Genomic DNA, 15512 nt, shown 5'->3' with positions numbered 1-15512 from the left:
GCATGCCGGAAGCACCTCTGTTTCGTAACTACTGTCTGACGACCGAGGAGCTGCGCTCGATGAACTTGGTGTCAATCATAAACTTTGTTTTTGGAGCGTCTTGCGGATGGTTGATGTAATCTGCCAGCAGGTCGACGGCCAGCGCAGCCAGCTTTTCTTTGTCCACATGAACGGTAGTCAGCTCCGGGGTGACGATTAAGGACTCGGTAATATTGTCAAAACCGATAATTGAACAATCCTGGGGAACACGGATGCCAAGCTCGGACATGGTCTTCATCGCACTGATAGCAATATAGTCACACTCGCAGAACCAGGCAGTAGGCAGGGGATGACCCTCGCTTAAAAAGGCGCTGAGCTGCTGCTTCAGGGATTCCTGCGAGCTGAGAATGGTCGGAGCCACAGACAGCCGGCAGGCTTCAGTTATCTCATGTTCACTCAAGGCCTTAAGGAACCCCCGCTCACGTTCCTCGAAATTATGAATCCGCACATTGGAGGCGATGTAACCGATCTCAGTATGCCCGTGTTCGATTAAATAGCTGCCCGCCCGGTAAGCGCCCATTACATTATTGATCTGAATGAACTGCAGCGGGAGCATCTCATAACAGGTATCCAGCACGACCAGGTTGGCAACCTTATCCCCAATGGCCGTAATCTGCCCGCGTGTTAAGTTCGTCCCCAGCACAATGACCCCGTCACTGCGGTTATCCTCCGCCAGATTCTGAATCCCCTCGTCAAACGAACCGATATCTATGGTGGAAAAGACCAGCTCATACCCTTTCGCCCGGCAGCGCTCACCGATAAATTGAATCAGCTCCTTGAAAAAAGGCTGCTGATAATAATCCTCTGTCACAATCCCCGAGTTCGTAAACACAAGGAAAAGCAAAGATTTATGCACTTGGGCTGCAGCAGCCGTAACCCGGTTTCTGGGCTTATATCCTGATTCATGCGCAATTTGCAGAATGCGTTCGCGGGTCTCTTCTCCGATCCCCGGCTTGCCGCTGAAGGCAAGAGACACGGCGGCCTTCGACACATTAGCGATTCTGGCGATGTCTTCCATTTTCATTCTCGTTCTTCCTCCATCCAAACAATTGAGATAAACGTTACCTGAATTTTATAGTATTTAGCTTAACTAAGCAAGAATTAAACAATGAAGTTTAGTTTTATTACAGCATTTTAGTGTTAATTAAGCGATAAACAACTAAATTAAACTTAATAATCGCTAAAAATACTGTTGACCCCCTTGTATTCGGGTGCTACACTTTGAAAGTGTAAGGGTATATAATAATTTTCGTTAATTTAGTTAAGTTAATTTAAGTTGGTTTCAGCTAAAAACTGATGAGGAGTCTTTTTGATGAAAAAGCTAAAACTGGGATACGCCCCGACCCGCCGGTTCACGTTCAGTGCAGAGGATGCGTTCAAGTACAAAGTGGAAATCCGCAAGCAGATTGAAAGCTTCGGCATGGATATTGACATTGTTGATCTGGAAGGCTTGAACGAGGAAGGCCTGCTCTATGACGACCACATTAATGCAGAGCAGATTGCCAGACATTTCAAGAAGGAGGAAGTGGATGCAGTCTTTTTCCCGCACTGTAACTTCGGGACGGAAGACACAGTCGCGCGTGTAGCCAAGGAGCTGGGCAAGCCGGCACTGCTCTGGGGACCGCGTGATGAAGCGCCTCTGGCAGACGGCATGCGCCTGCGTGATACGCAGTGCGGTATCTTCGCAACAGGTAAAGTGCTGCGCCGCTTCAATGTACCCTTCACCTATATAACGAACAGCTGGGTAACAGACCCTGTCTTCGAGCGGGGCTTCACGAACTTCGTAGCTGCAGCCAATGTTGTACGCCAGTTCAAGAGTCTGCGCATTCTGCAAATCGGCCCGCGTCCGGCTTCCTTCTGGACCATGATGTGCAATGAGGGAGAGCTGCTGGAGCGCTTCGGCATTGAGATTCATCCGATTACGCTGGTTGACATCCAGCTGCGGACACGGAAGATCGCTTCCGGAAATAGCGCAGAGCTGCTGGAAACGGTCGATTACATCAAAGCGAAGCTTGATTACAGCGAAGTGACTGAGGATGATGTCAAGCGGATTGCCGCACTGAAGGTAGCAATGAAATCCTTCGCCCGCGAAACCGGCAGCAGCGCAATTGCTATCCAGTGCTGGTCTTCCCTGCAGGAGGCAATGTCGATTATGCCTTGTCTGGCGAATGCGATCCTGACCGATGAGCAGATTCCGGTGACCTGTGAAACCGATATTCACGGTGCGATTACTTCCATTATGGTACAGGCGGCAGCCATGAATGAGCAGCCTACCTTCTTCGCTGATATTACGGTCCGGCATCCGGAGAACGACAACGGCGAGCTGCTGTTCCACTGCGGGAATTTCCCGGTATCGATGTCTGTTGAAGACAAGCCTAAGCTGCGCAAGCATTTCCTGTTTGATGACCATGCTCCAGGTACCCATGAGGGCCAGGTAAAGGGCGGCGATATGACGATTGCCCGCTTCGACGGCGACCACGGTGAATATTCCATGTTCCTGGGCAAAGCACGCGGTATTGAAGGCCCGTACACCCGTGGTTCATATGTATGGGTAGAGGTAAACGACTGGCCGCTGTGGGAAGAAAAGCTAGTGAAAGGCCCGTATGTCCATCACTCTGTCGGTATCCATGCCAATGTCATTCCGGCGATTTACGAAGCCTGCAATTATATTCCCGGCCTGACCCCTGATCCGGTTGATCCGACCGAACAGGAAATCCAGCGCTGGCTGCGGGGCTCTGATCTGGCCCGTTCGTCCCGTCCGAATGTTCTTATCTAGAGGATTTTAATTTTAATAACATATTCTTCTTCATTCCATTATTTCTTTCAAGGAGGACAACATGGATATTACGGAACTGAAAATTAAGGCCGCCCAAATCCGGATGGATCTTATGACGATCATTCACCGGGCGAAAACCGGACATACCGGCGGGTCCCTGAGCAACACGGACATTCTGACTGCACTTTATTATGAGATTATGAAGGTTGATCCGGCACAGCCGAAGCTTGCGGACCGTGACCGGTTCGTAGCAAGTAAAGGGCATTCTGTGGAATCGCTGTGGTGTATTCTGGCAGACAAGGGTTTTTTCCCGAAAGAGGAGCTGGAAACATACAGCCAGTTCGGTACACGGCTAATCGGCCATCCGAACAATAAGGTGCCGGGTATTGAGATGAATACCGGTGCACTCGGACACGGGCTGCCGATATCGGTGGGTATGGCACTGGCGGCGAAGCGTGACGGGCGCCCTTACCGCGTGTTCTGCCTGATGGGGGACGGCGAACAAGCCGAAGGCTCCAACTGGGAAGCAGCCATGGCCGGTGCACATTATAAGCTGGATAATCTGACCGGGATCATCGACCGTAACCGGCTGCAGATCAGCGGCTCAACGGAAGAGGTAATGGGTCTGGAGCCGCTGGAGGATAAGTGGGCGGCATTCGGCTGGAATGTCGTTTCGATTGACGGCAACGATATGGAAGCGCTTGTCAATGTATTCCGTGAAGCTCCGGCTGCTCCGGGCAAACCGACACTGGTAATGGCTAATACGGTTAAAGGTAAAGGTGTATCGTTCGCCGAGAATGTTCCGGCATGGCATCATCATGTCCCAAGCGATGAGCAGCTGGCGCTGGCCCATAGTGAACTGACGGCATACATCGGACAATTACAACAGGAAGGGATGGTGGCTGAACAATGAATACAATCCCCAACCGTCAGGTGATCTGTGAGACGCTGCTGGAGCTGGCGAAGGATGACCGCGACATTATGGTGCTGGCCAGTGACTCCCGGGGGTCTGCGGCTATGGCTCCCTTCGCAAACACTTATCCTGAGCAATTCGTAGAGGTCGGTATCGCAGAGCAGAACATTGTCGGGATGTCAGCCGGACTGGCCCACAGCGGCAAAAAGCCGTTCGTCACCTCGCCGGCTTGCTTCCTCAGTATGCGCAGCATAGAGCAAGTGAAGGTGGATGTCGCTTATTCACACACGAATGTGAAGCTGATCGGGATCAGCGGCGGTGTAAGCTATGGCGCACTGGGCATGTCCCATCACTCGGTGCAGGATATTGCGGTGGCCCGGGCCATCCCGGGACTGGCCATTGTTTTGCCGGCTGACCGTCACGAAACAAAGAAGATGACTGAAGCGCTGGTGAACTATGAAGGCGGAGTGTATGTGCGGATCGGCCGTAATGCGGTAGAGGATGTATATGACTCTGCTGATTACCACTTTGAGATCGGCAAAGCAGTCACCTTGAAGCAGGGCAGTGACTTGACGATTATTGCCACCGGGGAAACCGTGCGCGTTGCGCTCGATGCCGCTGAACTGCTGGCTGGTGAAGGTGTATCCTGCCGGGTGCTCAACATGCATACCATTAAGCCGCTCGATGAAGCAGCGATCATTGCGGCTGCCCGGGAGACCGGACGGATTATTACGGTTGAGGAGCACAGCATTTACGGCGGGCTTGGTGCGGCGGTTGCCGAGGTTGTTACCCAGAATGCTCCGGTCCCGATGAAGATCATCGGCATTCCGGATGAACCGGCGATTGCCGGGAAGACCTCTGAGGTGTTCAGCCATTACGGAATTACCGGGGACAATCTCAAAGCGGTTGCGCTGGAACTGACAAAGAAGTAAAGGGCGGAGACTATGGAGCTTGCACATCAATATATCCTGGCAATCGATCAAAGCACCTCTGGAACTAAAGCTTTATTAGTCAATCATCAGGGTGAGATTATTGCCCGCGCCGGCAAGGAGCACCGGCAATATTATCCGCAGCCCGGCTGGGTTGAGCATGATCCGCTGGAGATCTACGGTAATGTAAAAGAAACCGCCCGGCTGGTGCTGGCCCAGGCCGGTGTTGCACCATCTGCGCTCGCTGCGTTAACGATAACGAACCAGAGGGAAACCGCGCTCATGTGGGATAAAGTAACCGGCCTTCCGGTACATCATGCAGTGGTCTGGCAATGCCAGCGGACCGCTGAGACTTGCGCCCGGCTGAAGCAGGAGGGTCATGAATCAGCTGTGCGGGCCGCCACCGGCCTGATGCTGGACCCCTATTTCTCTGCTGCCAAGTTTAAATGGATTCTTGACCATGCTGACGGTGCCGCTCAGCTGCTTAGTGAAGACCGGCTGCTGGCCGGGACGATGGACAGCTGGCTGATCTGGAAGCTGACCGGCGGAGCAAGCCATACTACAGATTACAGCAATGCCAGCCGGACCTCCCTGTATAACATTCATACGCTGGCTTGGGATGAGCAGCTGTCAGCTATTTTCGGTGTACCGCTCTCCATCCTGCCGGAGGTCAGAGCCTCCGATACGGTGTTCGGGTATACGGCAGACCCCGATCTGTTCGCTGAACAGGTGCCGGTCTCCGGGGTAATCGGTGATTCGCAGGGAGCGCTTTACGGACATCTCTGCTTCGATCTGGGATGTGCCAAGGCTACTTACGGTACCGGAACCTCCGTGATGATGAATATCGGCAGCCGGCCTGTCGATGGCGGAGAGGGACTGGTAACGGCCATTGCCTGGGGAGCAGGCGGAACGGTAACCTATGCCCTGGAAGCGGTTATCCGCACGACCGGCGACAGCATCAAGTGGACACGGGACAATCTGGGGCTGTTCTCCAGCTTTGCTGAAATGCAGCAGCTGGTGGACGGTACGGACAATAATGAAGGCGTGTACCTTGTGCCCGCATTCGTCGGATTAGGCGCCCCTTACTGGGAGCCGGATGCCCGGGCAGCGATCCTCGGGATGAACCGCGGCACCGGCAGGGGGCATATCCTCCGCGCAGCGCTGGAGAGCACCGCCTACCAGGTGCGTGACGCCGTTGAATTCATCCAGGAGCGTTCCGGCACCCGGCTGCTTGATCTGCGCACCGACGGGGGCGCCTCTGCCAATCCGTGGCTGATGTCCTTCCAGGCCGATATTCTCGGCCGCCCGGTCAAACGTTCCGGCTGCGCGGAATTATCGGCGATGGGCTCCGTGTATCTCGGCGGACTGGGCACCGGCTTCTGGCCTAATCCGGAAGCGATTCAAGCCGAAGCTTCGCAATACGAGGATTATCTCCCTCATATGGATGAGACTGCCCGGGCGCGGAACTACTCCGGCTGGCAGGAGGCGGTGGAGGCGGTTACGGGCAAGGCGGAGCGGACTAAGCGAGTTGTTACAACCTCGTCTTAAGTAACCAGCCAACTATGCGTTAAACAAAGAAGAGGCCCGCCATTTATGATGGCAGGGTCTCTTTTTGATCTGAAAGAGTGCTGCGAACACGAGAATAAAGGGAAAATTCCCTTTATTCAAACCCAAATCAGGCTGATATGAGCAATATAATAGGATTTTTCCCTCTATTCGAGCCGGAAGGGTGCCGCGAACACGATAATAAAGGGCAAATCCCCTTTATCTCCGCGAACCCCCAGGCCCCGCCTGAAGCGTATTGCGGTACTCCCGGGGAGTGGTTCCGATCTTCTTCTTAAACAGCTGGTGAAAAAACTTCATATCAGTATACCCGACGGTGTCTGCAATCTCCGTTACGCTTAAACGGCTGGCCGTAAGCAGCCGGCAGGCGGCATCCATCCGGCTGCCCTGCACATAGTCAATGAAGCTCATACCGGTCTGCTGCCGGAATAAGCGGCTGAATTGCCGCTCGCTGAGATTGGCTTTGGCGGCGAACTCACCCAGCCTGAGTACGGATGCATAGTTGCCGTCAATGTAGGCAATAGCCTCGTCGACGGTCAGCCATTGCGGTTTATCTGCTGCCGTATCCGCAGGCTGCATCCGGTGCCGGTATAAGCCGGTTAAGACCCGCACAACAAGAGATGCCAATACGGGCAGATAACCTGGAGGCTTAGCCGAGAATTCACGGTACATCTCCCGGAACATCCCGTGGTATTCGCCGGTGGTGTCCTTCACTGCGAACCAGGATAGCTCTTCATGCTCAAAGATCCGGTAAACTTCAGCGAACTGCGGAAATCCGGCCTTAAGATCTGCAAGAAAGTGCACCGGAAACAAGCAATTGTACACGATAAGCGGCCGGTCTTTCTTAAGCGTCATCGGCCGGAACACATGACTTCGCCCAACCGGAATGAAGAACAAGGTTCCATGCTGGACCGGAACAGCTTCACCCCCAATATAATGCACGCCTGAGCCCTCACTGACGTAGGTGATCTCAACAAACTCATGGGAATGCTCTGATAGATCGAATGTCTCGAACGCACGGTTAACAAAGATTGGCACGCCCGGTTCGAAGAATCCCTCTCCAGTCATCGTATATGTGCTGTGTCTGATACTCATAGCTACACTCCCTTTGAATACTCCTCAAAATTCGCCTTTAAGCTCTTAACTAATCTCTCCATAAAACTCTCCATACCCACTCCCGCACCCGGCGTACCACTCTGTGTTTATCGTACGAAATCGCTTGCATAATGTCCAGATCCCCCTATAAAAATGTCAGTATCATCCCCTGAAGGCAAGGAATCCGCCCCTTACAATGAATGTAGCAGCACAATCTCAAAAATCCATAACTAGGAGCGATAATCATGACCCAGTTTGCAGTTACAGATCTCAGTGTAAATTACCGGAGCAATCCCCTTGGCATCGATGACACCTGGCCCCGGATCAGCTGGCGGATCAGCTCGGAGAGCAGAACTTTCGTCCAGACTGCTTATCAAATCCAGGTAGCCCTGTTGCCTGACTTCTCAGCTGAACTTGTCTGGGACAGCGGTCAGGTGGAAACAGAGGATAATATCCATATTGGATACGAGGGGCCCGCCCTGCAGTCCCGTACCTGTTATTATTTCAGAGTCCGTGCCTGGGACATGAAGGGCGAGGTCTCCGCCTGGAGTGAAGCCGGCAGCTGGGAGACAGCCTTCCTCTCAGCCGGAGAATGGCAGGCAAGCTGGATCAGCAGGCCTGCAGATGCAATGCCTGCTGATGCCGCAGAGCCTTGCGATTATCTACGGACAGCATTCACAATACCCGAGGCCGCAGTATCTGCACGGATATATGCGACCTCGCTGGGGCTGTACCGGCTGTATGTTAACGGCGTTCCGGCTGACGATACACTGTTCACACCCGGATGGACCAGCTACAACAAACGTCTGCAATACCAGACTTATGATGTGACGCCGCTGCTTACTTCAGGCAATAATGCCATCGGTGCCTTAATCGGCAACGGATGGTATAAAGGCCCCTTAGCCTGGGAAGGGAAGAAGGACCTTTACGGCAAATCACGGGCACTGCTGCTCCAGCTGCATGTGACACTTGCCGACGGTTCAGAGCAAATCATCGTTTCAGATGAGAGCTGGCGGAGCTCGTCAGGACCGCTGCTGATGTCAGAGCTGTATCACGGTGAAACTTATGATGCCCGGCTTGAACAAGACGGGTGGGCATCAGCCGGGTTTGACGATCAGGCCTGGTGTGCAGCTGTTACCCTGAGTCCGCCGTTGACGGTGCTGGTCGCTCAAGAGAATGAGCCGGTAAGAATAACTGAAACGCTTAAACCGGTAGCGGTCATAACTACACCTAAAGGTGAGACTGTTCTAGATCTGGGGCAAAATATGGTGGGCTGGATGAGATTCAGCGTGCAGGCCGAAGCCGGTAATGTGATTACGCTGGAGCATGCCGAGGTGCTGGACCGCGAGGGGAACTTTTATACAGGCAATCTGCGTTCCGCTAAACAGACGGTTACTTATACCTGCCGTGGCGGCGGAATCGAATCGTATGAGCCGTACTTATCCTTCCAGGGCTTCCGGTATGTGAAAGTGTCGGGAGTGCCGCAGGAGGGCTTGCTGGAGCAATTCACAGGCTGCGTAATCCATACGGATCTGAGACAAACGGGCAGCTTCAGCTGCTCCAATGAACTGATAAACCAGCTTCAGCACAATATCCTGTGGGGACAGAAGGGCAACTTCCTTGATGTTCCAACCGATTGCCCGCAGCGCGACGAGCGCCTGGGCTGGACCGGGGACGCTCAGGTATTCATCCGCACGGCTGCTTATAATATGAATGTTGTGCCGTTTTTCGGGAAGTGGCTGAAGGATCTGGCTGCCGATCAGGAAGCGGATGGACGTGTGCCGCATGTCGTTCCGGATGTCCCGGTTGCCGGCTATGGATCATCTGCCTGGGGGGATGCCGCCGTCATCTGTCCGTGGACACTGTATCAATGTTATGGGGACATTCGTGTCCTGGAGACTCAATACCCGAGCATGTGTGCCTGGGTGGAATATATCCGGGCGCAGGGCGATAACGAGCATCTATGGAATACAGGCTTCCATTTCGGGGATTGGCTGGGCCTGGATGCCAAGGAGAACAGCTATATCGGAGCCACACCTAAAGATCTGATCGCTTCAGCCTTCTATGCTTACTCTACTGAACTAGTGGCCCGGACGGCCAAACTGCTTGGCCGGACCACAGATGCGGCAACCTACACGGCACTGCATTCGCAGATTGTCACGGCCTTCCGTACAGAATTCGTCACGCCGGCCGGCCGGGTGGCCTCTCCGACACAGACCGCCTATGTGCTTGCCTTGATGTTTGATCTGCTGGAAGAAGAGGACCGTCCGCGGACAGCCGGAATGTTAGCTGAGCATATCCGGGAGAACGGCATTCATCTGACGACAGGTTTTGTCGGAACGCCATACCTGTGCCTGGTGCTTACAAGGTTCGGTTACACCGATCTCGCTTATCAGCTGGTCTTGCAGAAGGAGTACCCGTCCTGGCTGTACTCCGTTATTCAAGGGGCTACCACCATCTGGGAGCATTGGGACGGCATCAAGCAGGACGGCTCCTTCTGGAGCGATGATATGAACTCCTATAATCATTATGCCTACGGGGCGATCGGAGACTGGCTGTACCGCCATGCGGCTGGTATCGAGCTGCTGGAGCCGGGCTACAAAAAAATCCGCATCGAGCCGCAGATCAGCAAGCATCTGACCTGGGTTGAGGCTTCTTATGATTCGGTTTACGGCACGATCCGTTCCGCATGGAAGACAGGAGCAGATCATACCGCGGAGCTGAAGGTTGAAGTCCCGGCCAACACAGCCGCCGAGATTATCATCCCGGCCAGCCGGCAGGACGGTATTCGGGAGAGTGGCGTACCGCTTGCTGACGCGGCAGGTGTAACCGCGATTGTGCCTGCCCGCCAGGGCTATAAGCTGAACGTCGGGTCGGGCAGCTATCTTTTCACCTTTCCAATGAATCAGTTGAATCAGGAAGCGTAACCGCTCCGCAGCTAACACAAACAACCGCCCCGGGAGGCGGTTGTTTGCTGTCTCACGGCGCCTGTACAGCCAGCAAATGCGCCACCGCCAAACGGTGTCGCCGCAGCAGTTCATCACGCACACGCACCGGTTCGACGACCGTCACATCCGCACCGAAGGACATCAGGAAAGAGTACAGCCGTTCACCTTCCCCTGCATGAATGAACACACGCAGCCGCCCGTCCTGCTCATGCTGAATCAGCAGCGGATCAATGAAATCCTGTACCCTGTAGGCCATAGAGCCGGAGAACAGCAGATCGATCCGGATCTGATCCGCAGGAGTCTGTTCCATATCTTCTATGCCTATGCCGGAAACAGCAGCATCAGCAGCATACCCGCCGTGAACGAAGCGCAGCTCGGTGATCCGGCTGATTTTGAACGTGTCCATGCTTCCGTGTCCCTGTTCATTCTGCTTCAGGCCTCTGAAGTACCAGGTGTTGTTCTTAAATACAAGCTTGACCGGCTGCGCCGTTTCTATGCTTGCCTTCCCGTTAGAATCTACATAATGAAATGAAACGGGGTGACGCGCAAAGATAGCCTGCTTCACCAGGTTAAACAGCTCCTTGTCAGGAATACTACCTGTGGGAGAGTGTTCGAATTCGATCCAGTCCAGCTTATGGCCGAATAATGTAGTCAGTCTGGACAGCATATGGGCGCTGTTGAGGTGGGGAATGGAGCTTACGCTGTACAGGCCGAGCAGAATTTCATTCTGTTCATCCTCACTGAGCAGCGACTTGTCCATGACATAGTTGTCCATGAGATGGATGCCGCCGTATTTGCCGGTTGTCGTGTACACGGGAATACCAGCCGCGCTAAGGCGGTCAAGATCCCGGTAGACGGTACGCACAGAAATTTCGAACAGGCGTGCCAGCTCCGGAGCGGTTGTTTTCTTTTTGTCGAGCAGCAGCAGCAGCATTCTGAATAATCGGTTATATTCCATGCCAAGATTATACCATGACAAACTCTGTCAGGGTATGGGTGATACACTAGTCCTGTGAGCTTAACAATTCGAGGAGGTTAGATGCATGAAGATGAGAGAAGGATTCTTTTGGGGCGGGGCTACGGCAGCCAATCAGTTTGAAGGCGGATGGAACCAGGGCGGTAAAGGGCCAAGCACCTCTGATATGATGACAGGGGGAACCCATACGACACCGCGCCGTATCACACCGGTTCTGGAAGAAGGCACGTATTACCCGAGCCATGAGGCGGTTGATTTCTACGGGCATTACCAGGAAGACATCGCGATGATGGCGGAGATGGGCTTCAAAATGTTCCGCATGTCGATCAACTGGTCGCGTATCTATCCGAACGGTTATGACCTGGAACCTAATGAGGAAGGCTTGAAATTCTATGATAAGGTGTTTGCCGAGCTGCGCAAGCATCATATCGAGCCGCTGGTGACGATCTCCCACTACGAAACGCCATTCGGTCTTACAGAGAAGTACAACGGCTGGGCTTCCCGTGAAGTGATTGATTGTTATGTGCGCTACTGTGACACGATCTTCAACCGTTACAAGGATGTGGTCAAATACTGGCTGACTTTCAACGAAATCAACTGTCTGACCATGCCGCTCGGCGCTTATATGGCTGCAGGTGTCCTGTTTGACGGCAAAACCTCGCTGACCGATGGCGTGGACAACCCCCAGACCCGGTTCCAGGCATTGCACCACCAGTTCGTGGCCAGTGCCAAGGCAGTGAAGCTGGGCCATCAGATCAATCCGGATTTCCAGATCGGCTGTATGATCGCCTTCATGACTACGTATCCTAATACCTGCAACCCGGATGACATTGTACTTGCGCAAAAGAAAGACCAGATTTCCAACATGATCTGCGGCGACGTTCAGGTTCGCGGAGCTTACCCTGGTTTCGCCAAACGCTTCTTCTCCGAGCAGGGCATCAAGCTTGAGCAGCACCCGGACGATGAGCAGATCCTGAAAGAGGGCTGTGTTGATTTCTATTCCTTCAGCTATTACATGTCACTGGTAGAAAGTGCTGATCCTGCTGTGGAAAAGGTCGGCGGCAACCTGCTTGGCGGTGTAAAAAATCCTTATCTGCAGGCGTCCGACTGGGGCTGGCAGATTGACCCGCAGGGTCTGAGATATACGCTGAACCATCTGTACGACCGTTACCAGATTCCGCTGATGGTCGTAGAGAACGGTCTTGGTGCAGTTGATGTCGTGGAAGAGGACGGTTCCATTAACGATGATTACCGCATCAATTACCTGCGTGACCATATCATACAGATGAAAGAAGCTGTGGCGGACGGTGTGGATCTGATTGCCTATACCATGTGGGGCTGTATTGACCTTGTCAGTGCCTCCACCGGGGAGATGAAGAAGCGTTACGGCTTCATTCATGTCAACAAGGACAATGAAGGTAACGGTGACCTGAGCAGAACACCGAAGAAGAGCTTCTACTGGTACAAAAACGTAATTGAGACTAACGGCGAACAGCTGTAAATTTGGCGGCAAGTCCTGCCCGGTTATTGCGACCGGCAGGGCTTATTTTTGTGATTTGAGTAAGATAAAAGTACGATTTTAAGATAGGATTAGGCAAGGATTTAAGATGAATGGGATAACGGTCAGCCCGGCACTTGCAGCATAATAAGATAACGTTCTGCGAGAAATATTCATCGCCTAAGAGGAGGAATTAAGTTGGAATATGTAACACTCAATAACGGGGTACGGATGCCGATTCTCGGCTACGGCGTGTACCAGATACCGGATCAGGAAGAATGCGAGCGCTGCGTGCTGGACGCAATTGAAACCGGCTACCGCTCGATTGATACAGCACAGGCTTACCGGAACGAGGAAGCTGTCGGCCGGGCAATCAAGCGCAGCGGCGTGCCGAGGGAAGAATTCTTCATTACGACTAAGGTATGGATCTCGAATGCCGGCTATGAGCAGGCGAAGGCCTCCATTCAGGAGTCTTTGCGCAAGCTGCAGCTGGATTATCTGGATTTGCTGCTGATTCATCAGCCGTTTGGGGACTATTACGGAACATACCGGGCGATGGAGGAACTGTATGAGGCTGGCATACTTAAGGCAATCGGTGTCAGCAATTTCTATCCGGACCGCTATATCGACCTTGTACAGTTCAATAAAGTGGTTCCGGCCGTGAACCAGGTGGAGACCCATGTCTTCAACCAGCAGCACCAGGCGCAGGAAATTATGCAGAAATACAATACGCAGATTGAATCCTGGGGCCCGTTTGCGGAAGGGCGGAAGGATTTGTTCGCTAACCCAACATTACAGGAGATCGGCAGCCGGTATAATAAGACAACTGCCCAGGTCGCGCTCCGTTTCCTGATTCAGCGGGGTGTGGTTGTGATTCCGAAGACAGTCAGCAAAGACCGGATGGAGATTAACTTTAATGTGTTTGATTTCGTGCTGAGCGCAGCCGATATGGAGCAGATCACAGCGCTGGATACCGGAGAAAGTGTGTTCTTCTCCCACTATGACCCGCAGACTGTAGAAGCTTTAACCGGTTACGGTAAGCAAGGTTTGTAGATCCGGCAAGCGGAAAACCATGCCCGGCAGCAGGAAGCCCCCGTGCCCTCGTGGAATCAGGGGCTTCCTGCCTCTTCAGCTTGTATACTTGAAATAAGTTTTCATAGCTTCTGCAATGAACTGAGATGCACCATCGCCATATTTCTTGTCGGTTGCTTCGATGAAGGCCGGCTCTGACAAATAATTCCCGATCATATAGCCCCAATAGTTGTCCGGCATTTCGATTTTCAGAAGCTGATGGTTTTCCGTACTCAAGCGGACAATATCCCCCACAATTCTTTGAATTTCCTCTGCTGACGGATCTTTGCTTAAGTCAGAGGTAAGGACCTGTTGAAGTTCATTTCCTTTACGGAGCTGCTCTTCCAAATATACTTTCTTGAACTGATCGTACTGCTCCATGATAGTTGGCAGATTTCCGAGATTGTTCTTTGCGTAATCAGTAAATTTCTCCAGGCTCCCGAACTCTTGTATCGCATTTTTGGCAATCGTCCACTCCCTCGATCTGAGATCCTCCACCAGCTCATTAAATTGATCCACACTGCCGAAATACTTCGTTATTTCATGCTCATGCTCCCGTTTAAATTCAACCAATGCCTGAAAATACAGACTCATATCAAATTCTTCAAAACTCATGGTCTTATCTCCTTGTATGGTTTGATTGACAAGCTCTATTAAACCATTCAGCCTATCCCGTTTCAGTATCAACAGTTTTCTATGCTGATTCAGTGCTTGTATTTTGTCATAATACGGACCTGTCATGATTTCCTTAACCGCTTTTAATGGGAAATCAAGCTCTTTAAAAAACAGGATCTGCTGCAGGGCTTCCAGAGCCTCATCGTCATAAAGCCTGTAACCCGCGTCAGTAATTTCACTTGGTTTCAACAGTCCGATTTCATCGTAATAATGCAGTGTGCGCACACTGATTCTGGTCAAATCGGAAACTTGCTTTACCGTTCTCATGGCTGAACCTCCGTTTCTGTTTTTTTCCTCTGCCGGCAGTGGCTTTTGTCATTATCCAATGTTAGTTTTACACTATGACGTCCCGTTAGAGTCAATACTTTTTTAAACGACTACAGGTTCAAATAGTTTCCAGCGGAAAGATACAATGATTTTATTACGTACAATTTCGAATCTGGTAGGCAAATATGCCGGGCTTAACGCGTACCCAGCCGCAGAATATCGTTGCATTTACAACAAAATTCAGATATAGTACCTTCAAGTGCTTTATAGAGAGTGCAACAATAAAACCAAAGGAGAACCTTATGCAGCAAATCCTCCGGGAAATCGGCATGATTGCCAGAGCATTAGATTCCATCAGCAATATCGAATTCAAAGAATATGACCTGACCAAAGGACAATACCTGTACCTTGTGCGGATTTGCGAGCATCCGGGGATTATTCAGGAGAAAGTGGCCGAGATGCTCAAGGTTGACCGGACCACGGCGGCCCGTGCGGTGCAGAAGCTGGAGACGAGCGGATTTATAGTCAAGAAAGATGACGCGCTGAACAAAAAAATCAAGAAGCTTTTCCCGACAGAGAAGGGGGAGCAGGTCTATCCTTTTCTCAGAAGAGAACATGAACATACCGACGCTGTTGCGCTGACCGGCTTCTCCGCTGAAGAGACAGAAACCCTGTCCCGGCTGCTGCAGAAGATGCGGGCTAACGTCGAGAAGGACTGGGAATACGTGAAAAAAGGCAATTTGCGAAACTATTGATTCTACT

At 52.3% G+C, this 15512-nt stretch carries 12 protein-coding genes; 8 read left to right on the top strand and 4 right to left on the bottom strand.

Going from position 1 to position 15512, the window contains the following annotated elements; genetic code table 11:
* Positions 1–28 precede the first annotated feature (28 nt).
* Positions 29–1063 carry a LacI family DNA-binding transcriptional regulator gene (locus tag LOS79_RS08305; RefSeq protein ID WP_315418032.1) on the bottom strand — a complete coding sequence of 345 codons (1035 nt, stop codon included), beginning with the start codon at positions 1061–1063 and terminating at the stop codon, positions 29–31.
* A gap of 288 nt (positions 1064–1351) precedes the next feature.
* On the opposite strand from LOS79_RS08305, the gene LOS79_RS08300 reads away from it, so the two are divergent.
* From LOS79_RS08300 to LOS79_RS08285, 4 genes are all read left to right on the top strand, one after another.
* On the top strand, positions 1352–2815 hold the full coding sequence (locus LOS79_RS08300) for an L-fucose/L-arabinose isomerase family protein (RefSeq protein ID WP_315418030.1): 1464 nt from the start codon (positions 1352–1354) through the stop codon (positions 2813–2815).
* A 61-nt stretch (positions 2816–2876) separates the two neighbouring features.
* On the top strand, positions 2877–3728 hold the full coding sequence (locus tag LOS79_RS08295) for a transketolase (protein ID WP_315418028.1): 852 nt from the start codon (positions 2877–2879) through the stop codon (positions 3726–3728).
* The gene (locus tag LOS79_RS08290) at positions 3725–4660 is read left to right on the top strand and encodes a transketolase family protein (protein WP_315418027.1); all 936 of its coding nucleotides are present in this window, start codon (positions 3725–3727) and stop codon (positions 4658–4660) included. Before LOS79_RS08295 ends, LOS79_RS08290 begins: the two co-directional genes overlap by 4 nt.
* A 12-nt stretch (positions 4661–4672) precedes the next feature.
* Positions 4673–6205, top strand: a complete 1533-nt coding sequence (locus LOS79_RS08285) for an FGGY family carbohydrate kinase (protein ID WP_315418025.1) — start codon at positions 4673–4675, stop codon at positions 6203–6205.
* Between the two features lie 216 nt (positions 6206–6421).
* Here LOS79_RS08285 and LOS79_RS08280 read toward each other — a convergent pair whose 3' ends face one another.
* Positions 6422–7315: an AraC family transcriptional regulator gene (locus LOS79_RS08280; protein WP_315418022.1), complete on the bottom strand. Its 894-nt coding sequence runs from the start codon at positions 7313–7315 to the stop codon at positions 6422–6424.
* 245 nt (positions 7316–7560) lie between these two features.
* Here LOS79_RS08280 and LOS79_RS08275 point away from each other — a divergent pair, with 245 nt between their 5' ends.
* A complete protein-coding gene (locus LOS79_RS08275; protein WP_315418020.1) occupies positions 7561–10242 on the top strand; it encodes a family 78 glycoside hydrolase catalytic domain in 2682 nt (893 codons plus the stop codon).
* A gap of 52 nt (positions 10243–10294) precedes the next feature.
* Here LOS79_RS08275 and LOS79_RS08270 read toward each other — a convergent pair whose 3' ends face one another.
* Complete coding sequence (locus LOS79_RS08270; protein WP_315418018.1) at positions 10295–11221, bottom strand: helix-turn-helix transcriptional regulator; 927 nt, start codon at positions 11219–11221, stop codon at positions 10295–10297.
* An 85-nt stretch (positions 11222–11306) separates the two neighbouring features.
* Here LOS79_RS08270 and LOS79_RS08265 point away from each other — a divergent pair, with 85 nt between their 5' ends.
* Together LOS79_RS08265 and LOS79_RS08260 are read left to right on the top strand one after the other, a co-directional pair.
* Positions 11307–12740: a glycoside hydrolase family 1 protein gene (locus LOS79_RS08265; RefSeq protein ID WP_315418015.1), complete on the top strand. Its 1434-nt coding sequence runs from the start codon at positions 11307–11309 to the stop codon at positions 12738–12740.
* A gap of 195 nt (positions 12741–12935) precedes the next feature.
* The gene (locus tag LOS79_RS08260; RefSeq protein WP_315418013.1) at positions 12936–13790 is read left to right on the top strand and encodes an aldo/keto reductase; all 855 of its coding nucleotides are present in this window, start codon (positions 12936–12938) and stop codon (positions 13788–13790) included.
* A 75-nt stretch (positions 13791–13865) separates the two neighbouring features.
* Here the strand turns inward: LOS79_RS08260 and LOS79_RS08255 are convergent, their stop codons facing one another.
* On the bottom strand, positions 13866–14750 hold the full coding sequence (locus tag LOS79_RS08255) for a MerR family transcriptional regulator (protein WP_315418010.1): 885 nt from the start codon (positions 14748–14750) through the stop codon (positions 13866–13868).
* Between the two features lie 302 nt (positions 14751–15052).
* Here LOS79_RS08255 and LOS79_RS08250 point away from each other — a divergent pair, with 302 nt between their 5' ends.
* On the top strand, positions 15053–15505 hold the full coding sequence (locus tag LOS79_RS08250) for a MarR family winged helix-turn-helix transcriptional regulator (RefSeq protein ID WP_315418008.1): 453 nt from the start codon (positions 15053–15055) through the stop codon (positions 15503–15505).
* Positions 15506–15512 lie beyond the last annotated feature (7 nt).

The sequence above is a fragment of the Paenibacillus sp. MMS20-IR301 genome (assembly GCF_032302195.1).
Classification (GTDB): Bacteria; Bacillota; Bacilli; order Paenibacillales; family Paenibacillaceae; genus Paenibacillus_AQ.
This window is presented reverse-complemented; position numbering and strand designations above follow the sequence as displayed.

What these genes read in the sequence shown, in the direction of transcription:
- LOS79_RS08305 (WP_315418032.1), bottom strand. Translation starts at nt 1,063, where the DNA reads ATGAAAATGGAAGACATCGCCAGAATCGCTAATGTGTCGAAGGCCGCC.
- LOS79_RS08300 (WP_315418030.1), top strand. Translation starts at nt 1,352, where the DNA reads ATGAAAAAGCTAAAACTGGGATACGCCCCGACCCGCCGGTTCACGTTC.
- LOS79_RS08295 (WP_315418028.1), top strand. Translation starts at nt 2,877, where the DNA reads ATGGATATTACGGAACTGAAAATTAAGGCCGCCCAAATCCGGATGGAT.
- LOS79_RS08290 (WP_315418027.1), top strand. Translation starts at nt 3,725, where the DNA reads ATGAATACAATCCCCAACCGTCAGGTGATCTGTGAGACGCTGCTGGAG.
- LOS79_RS08285 (WP_315418025.1), top strand. Translation starts at nt 4,673, where the DNA reads ATGGAGCTTGCACATCAATATATCCTGGCAATCGATCAAAGCACCTCT.
- LOS79_RS08280 (WP_315418022.1), bottom strand. Translation starts at nt 7,315, where the DNA reads ATGAGTATCAGACACAGCACATATACGATGACTGGAGAGGGATTCTTC.
- LOS79_RS08275 (WP_315418020.1), top strand. Translation starts at nt 7,561, where the DNA reads ATGACCCAGTTTGCAGTTACAGATCTCAGTGTAAATTACCGGAGCAAT.
- LOS79_RS08270 (WP_315418018.1), bottom strand. Translation starts at nt 11,221, where the DNA reads ATGGAATATAACCGATTATTCAGAATGCTGCTGCTGCTGCTCGACAAA.
- LOS79_RS08265 (WP_315418015.1), top strand. Translation starts at nt 11,307, where the DNA reads ATGAAGATGAGAGAAGGATTCTTTTGGGGCGGGGCTACGGCAGCCAAT.
- LOS79_RS08255 (WP_315418010.1), bottom strand. Translation starts at nt 14,750, where the DNA reads ATGAGAACGGTAAAGCAAGTTTCCGATTTGACCAGAATCAGTGTGCGC.
- LOS79_RS08250 (WP_315418008.1), top strand. Translation starts at nt 15,053, where the DNA reads ATGCAGCAAATCCTCCGGGAAATCGGCATGATTGCCAGAGCATTAGAT.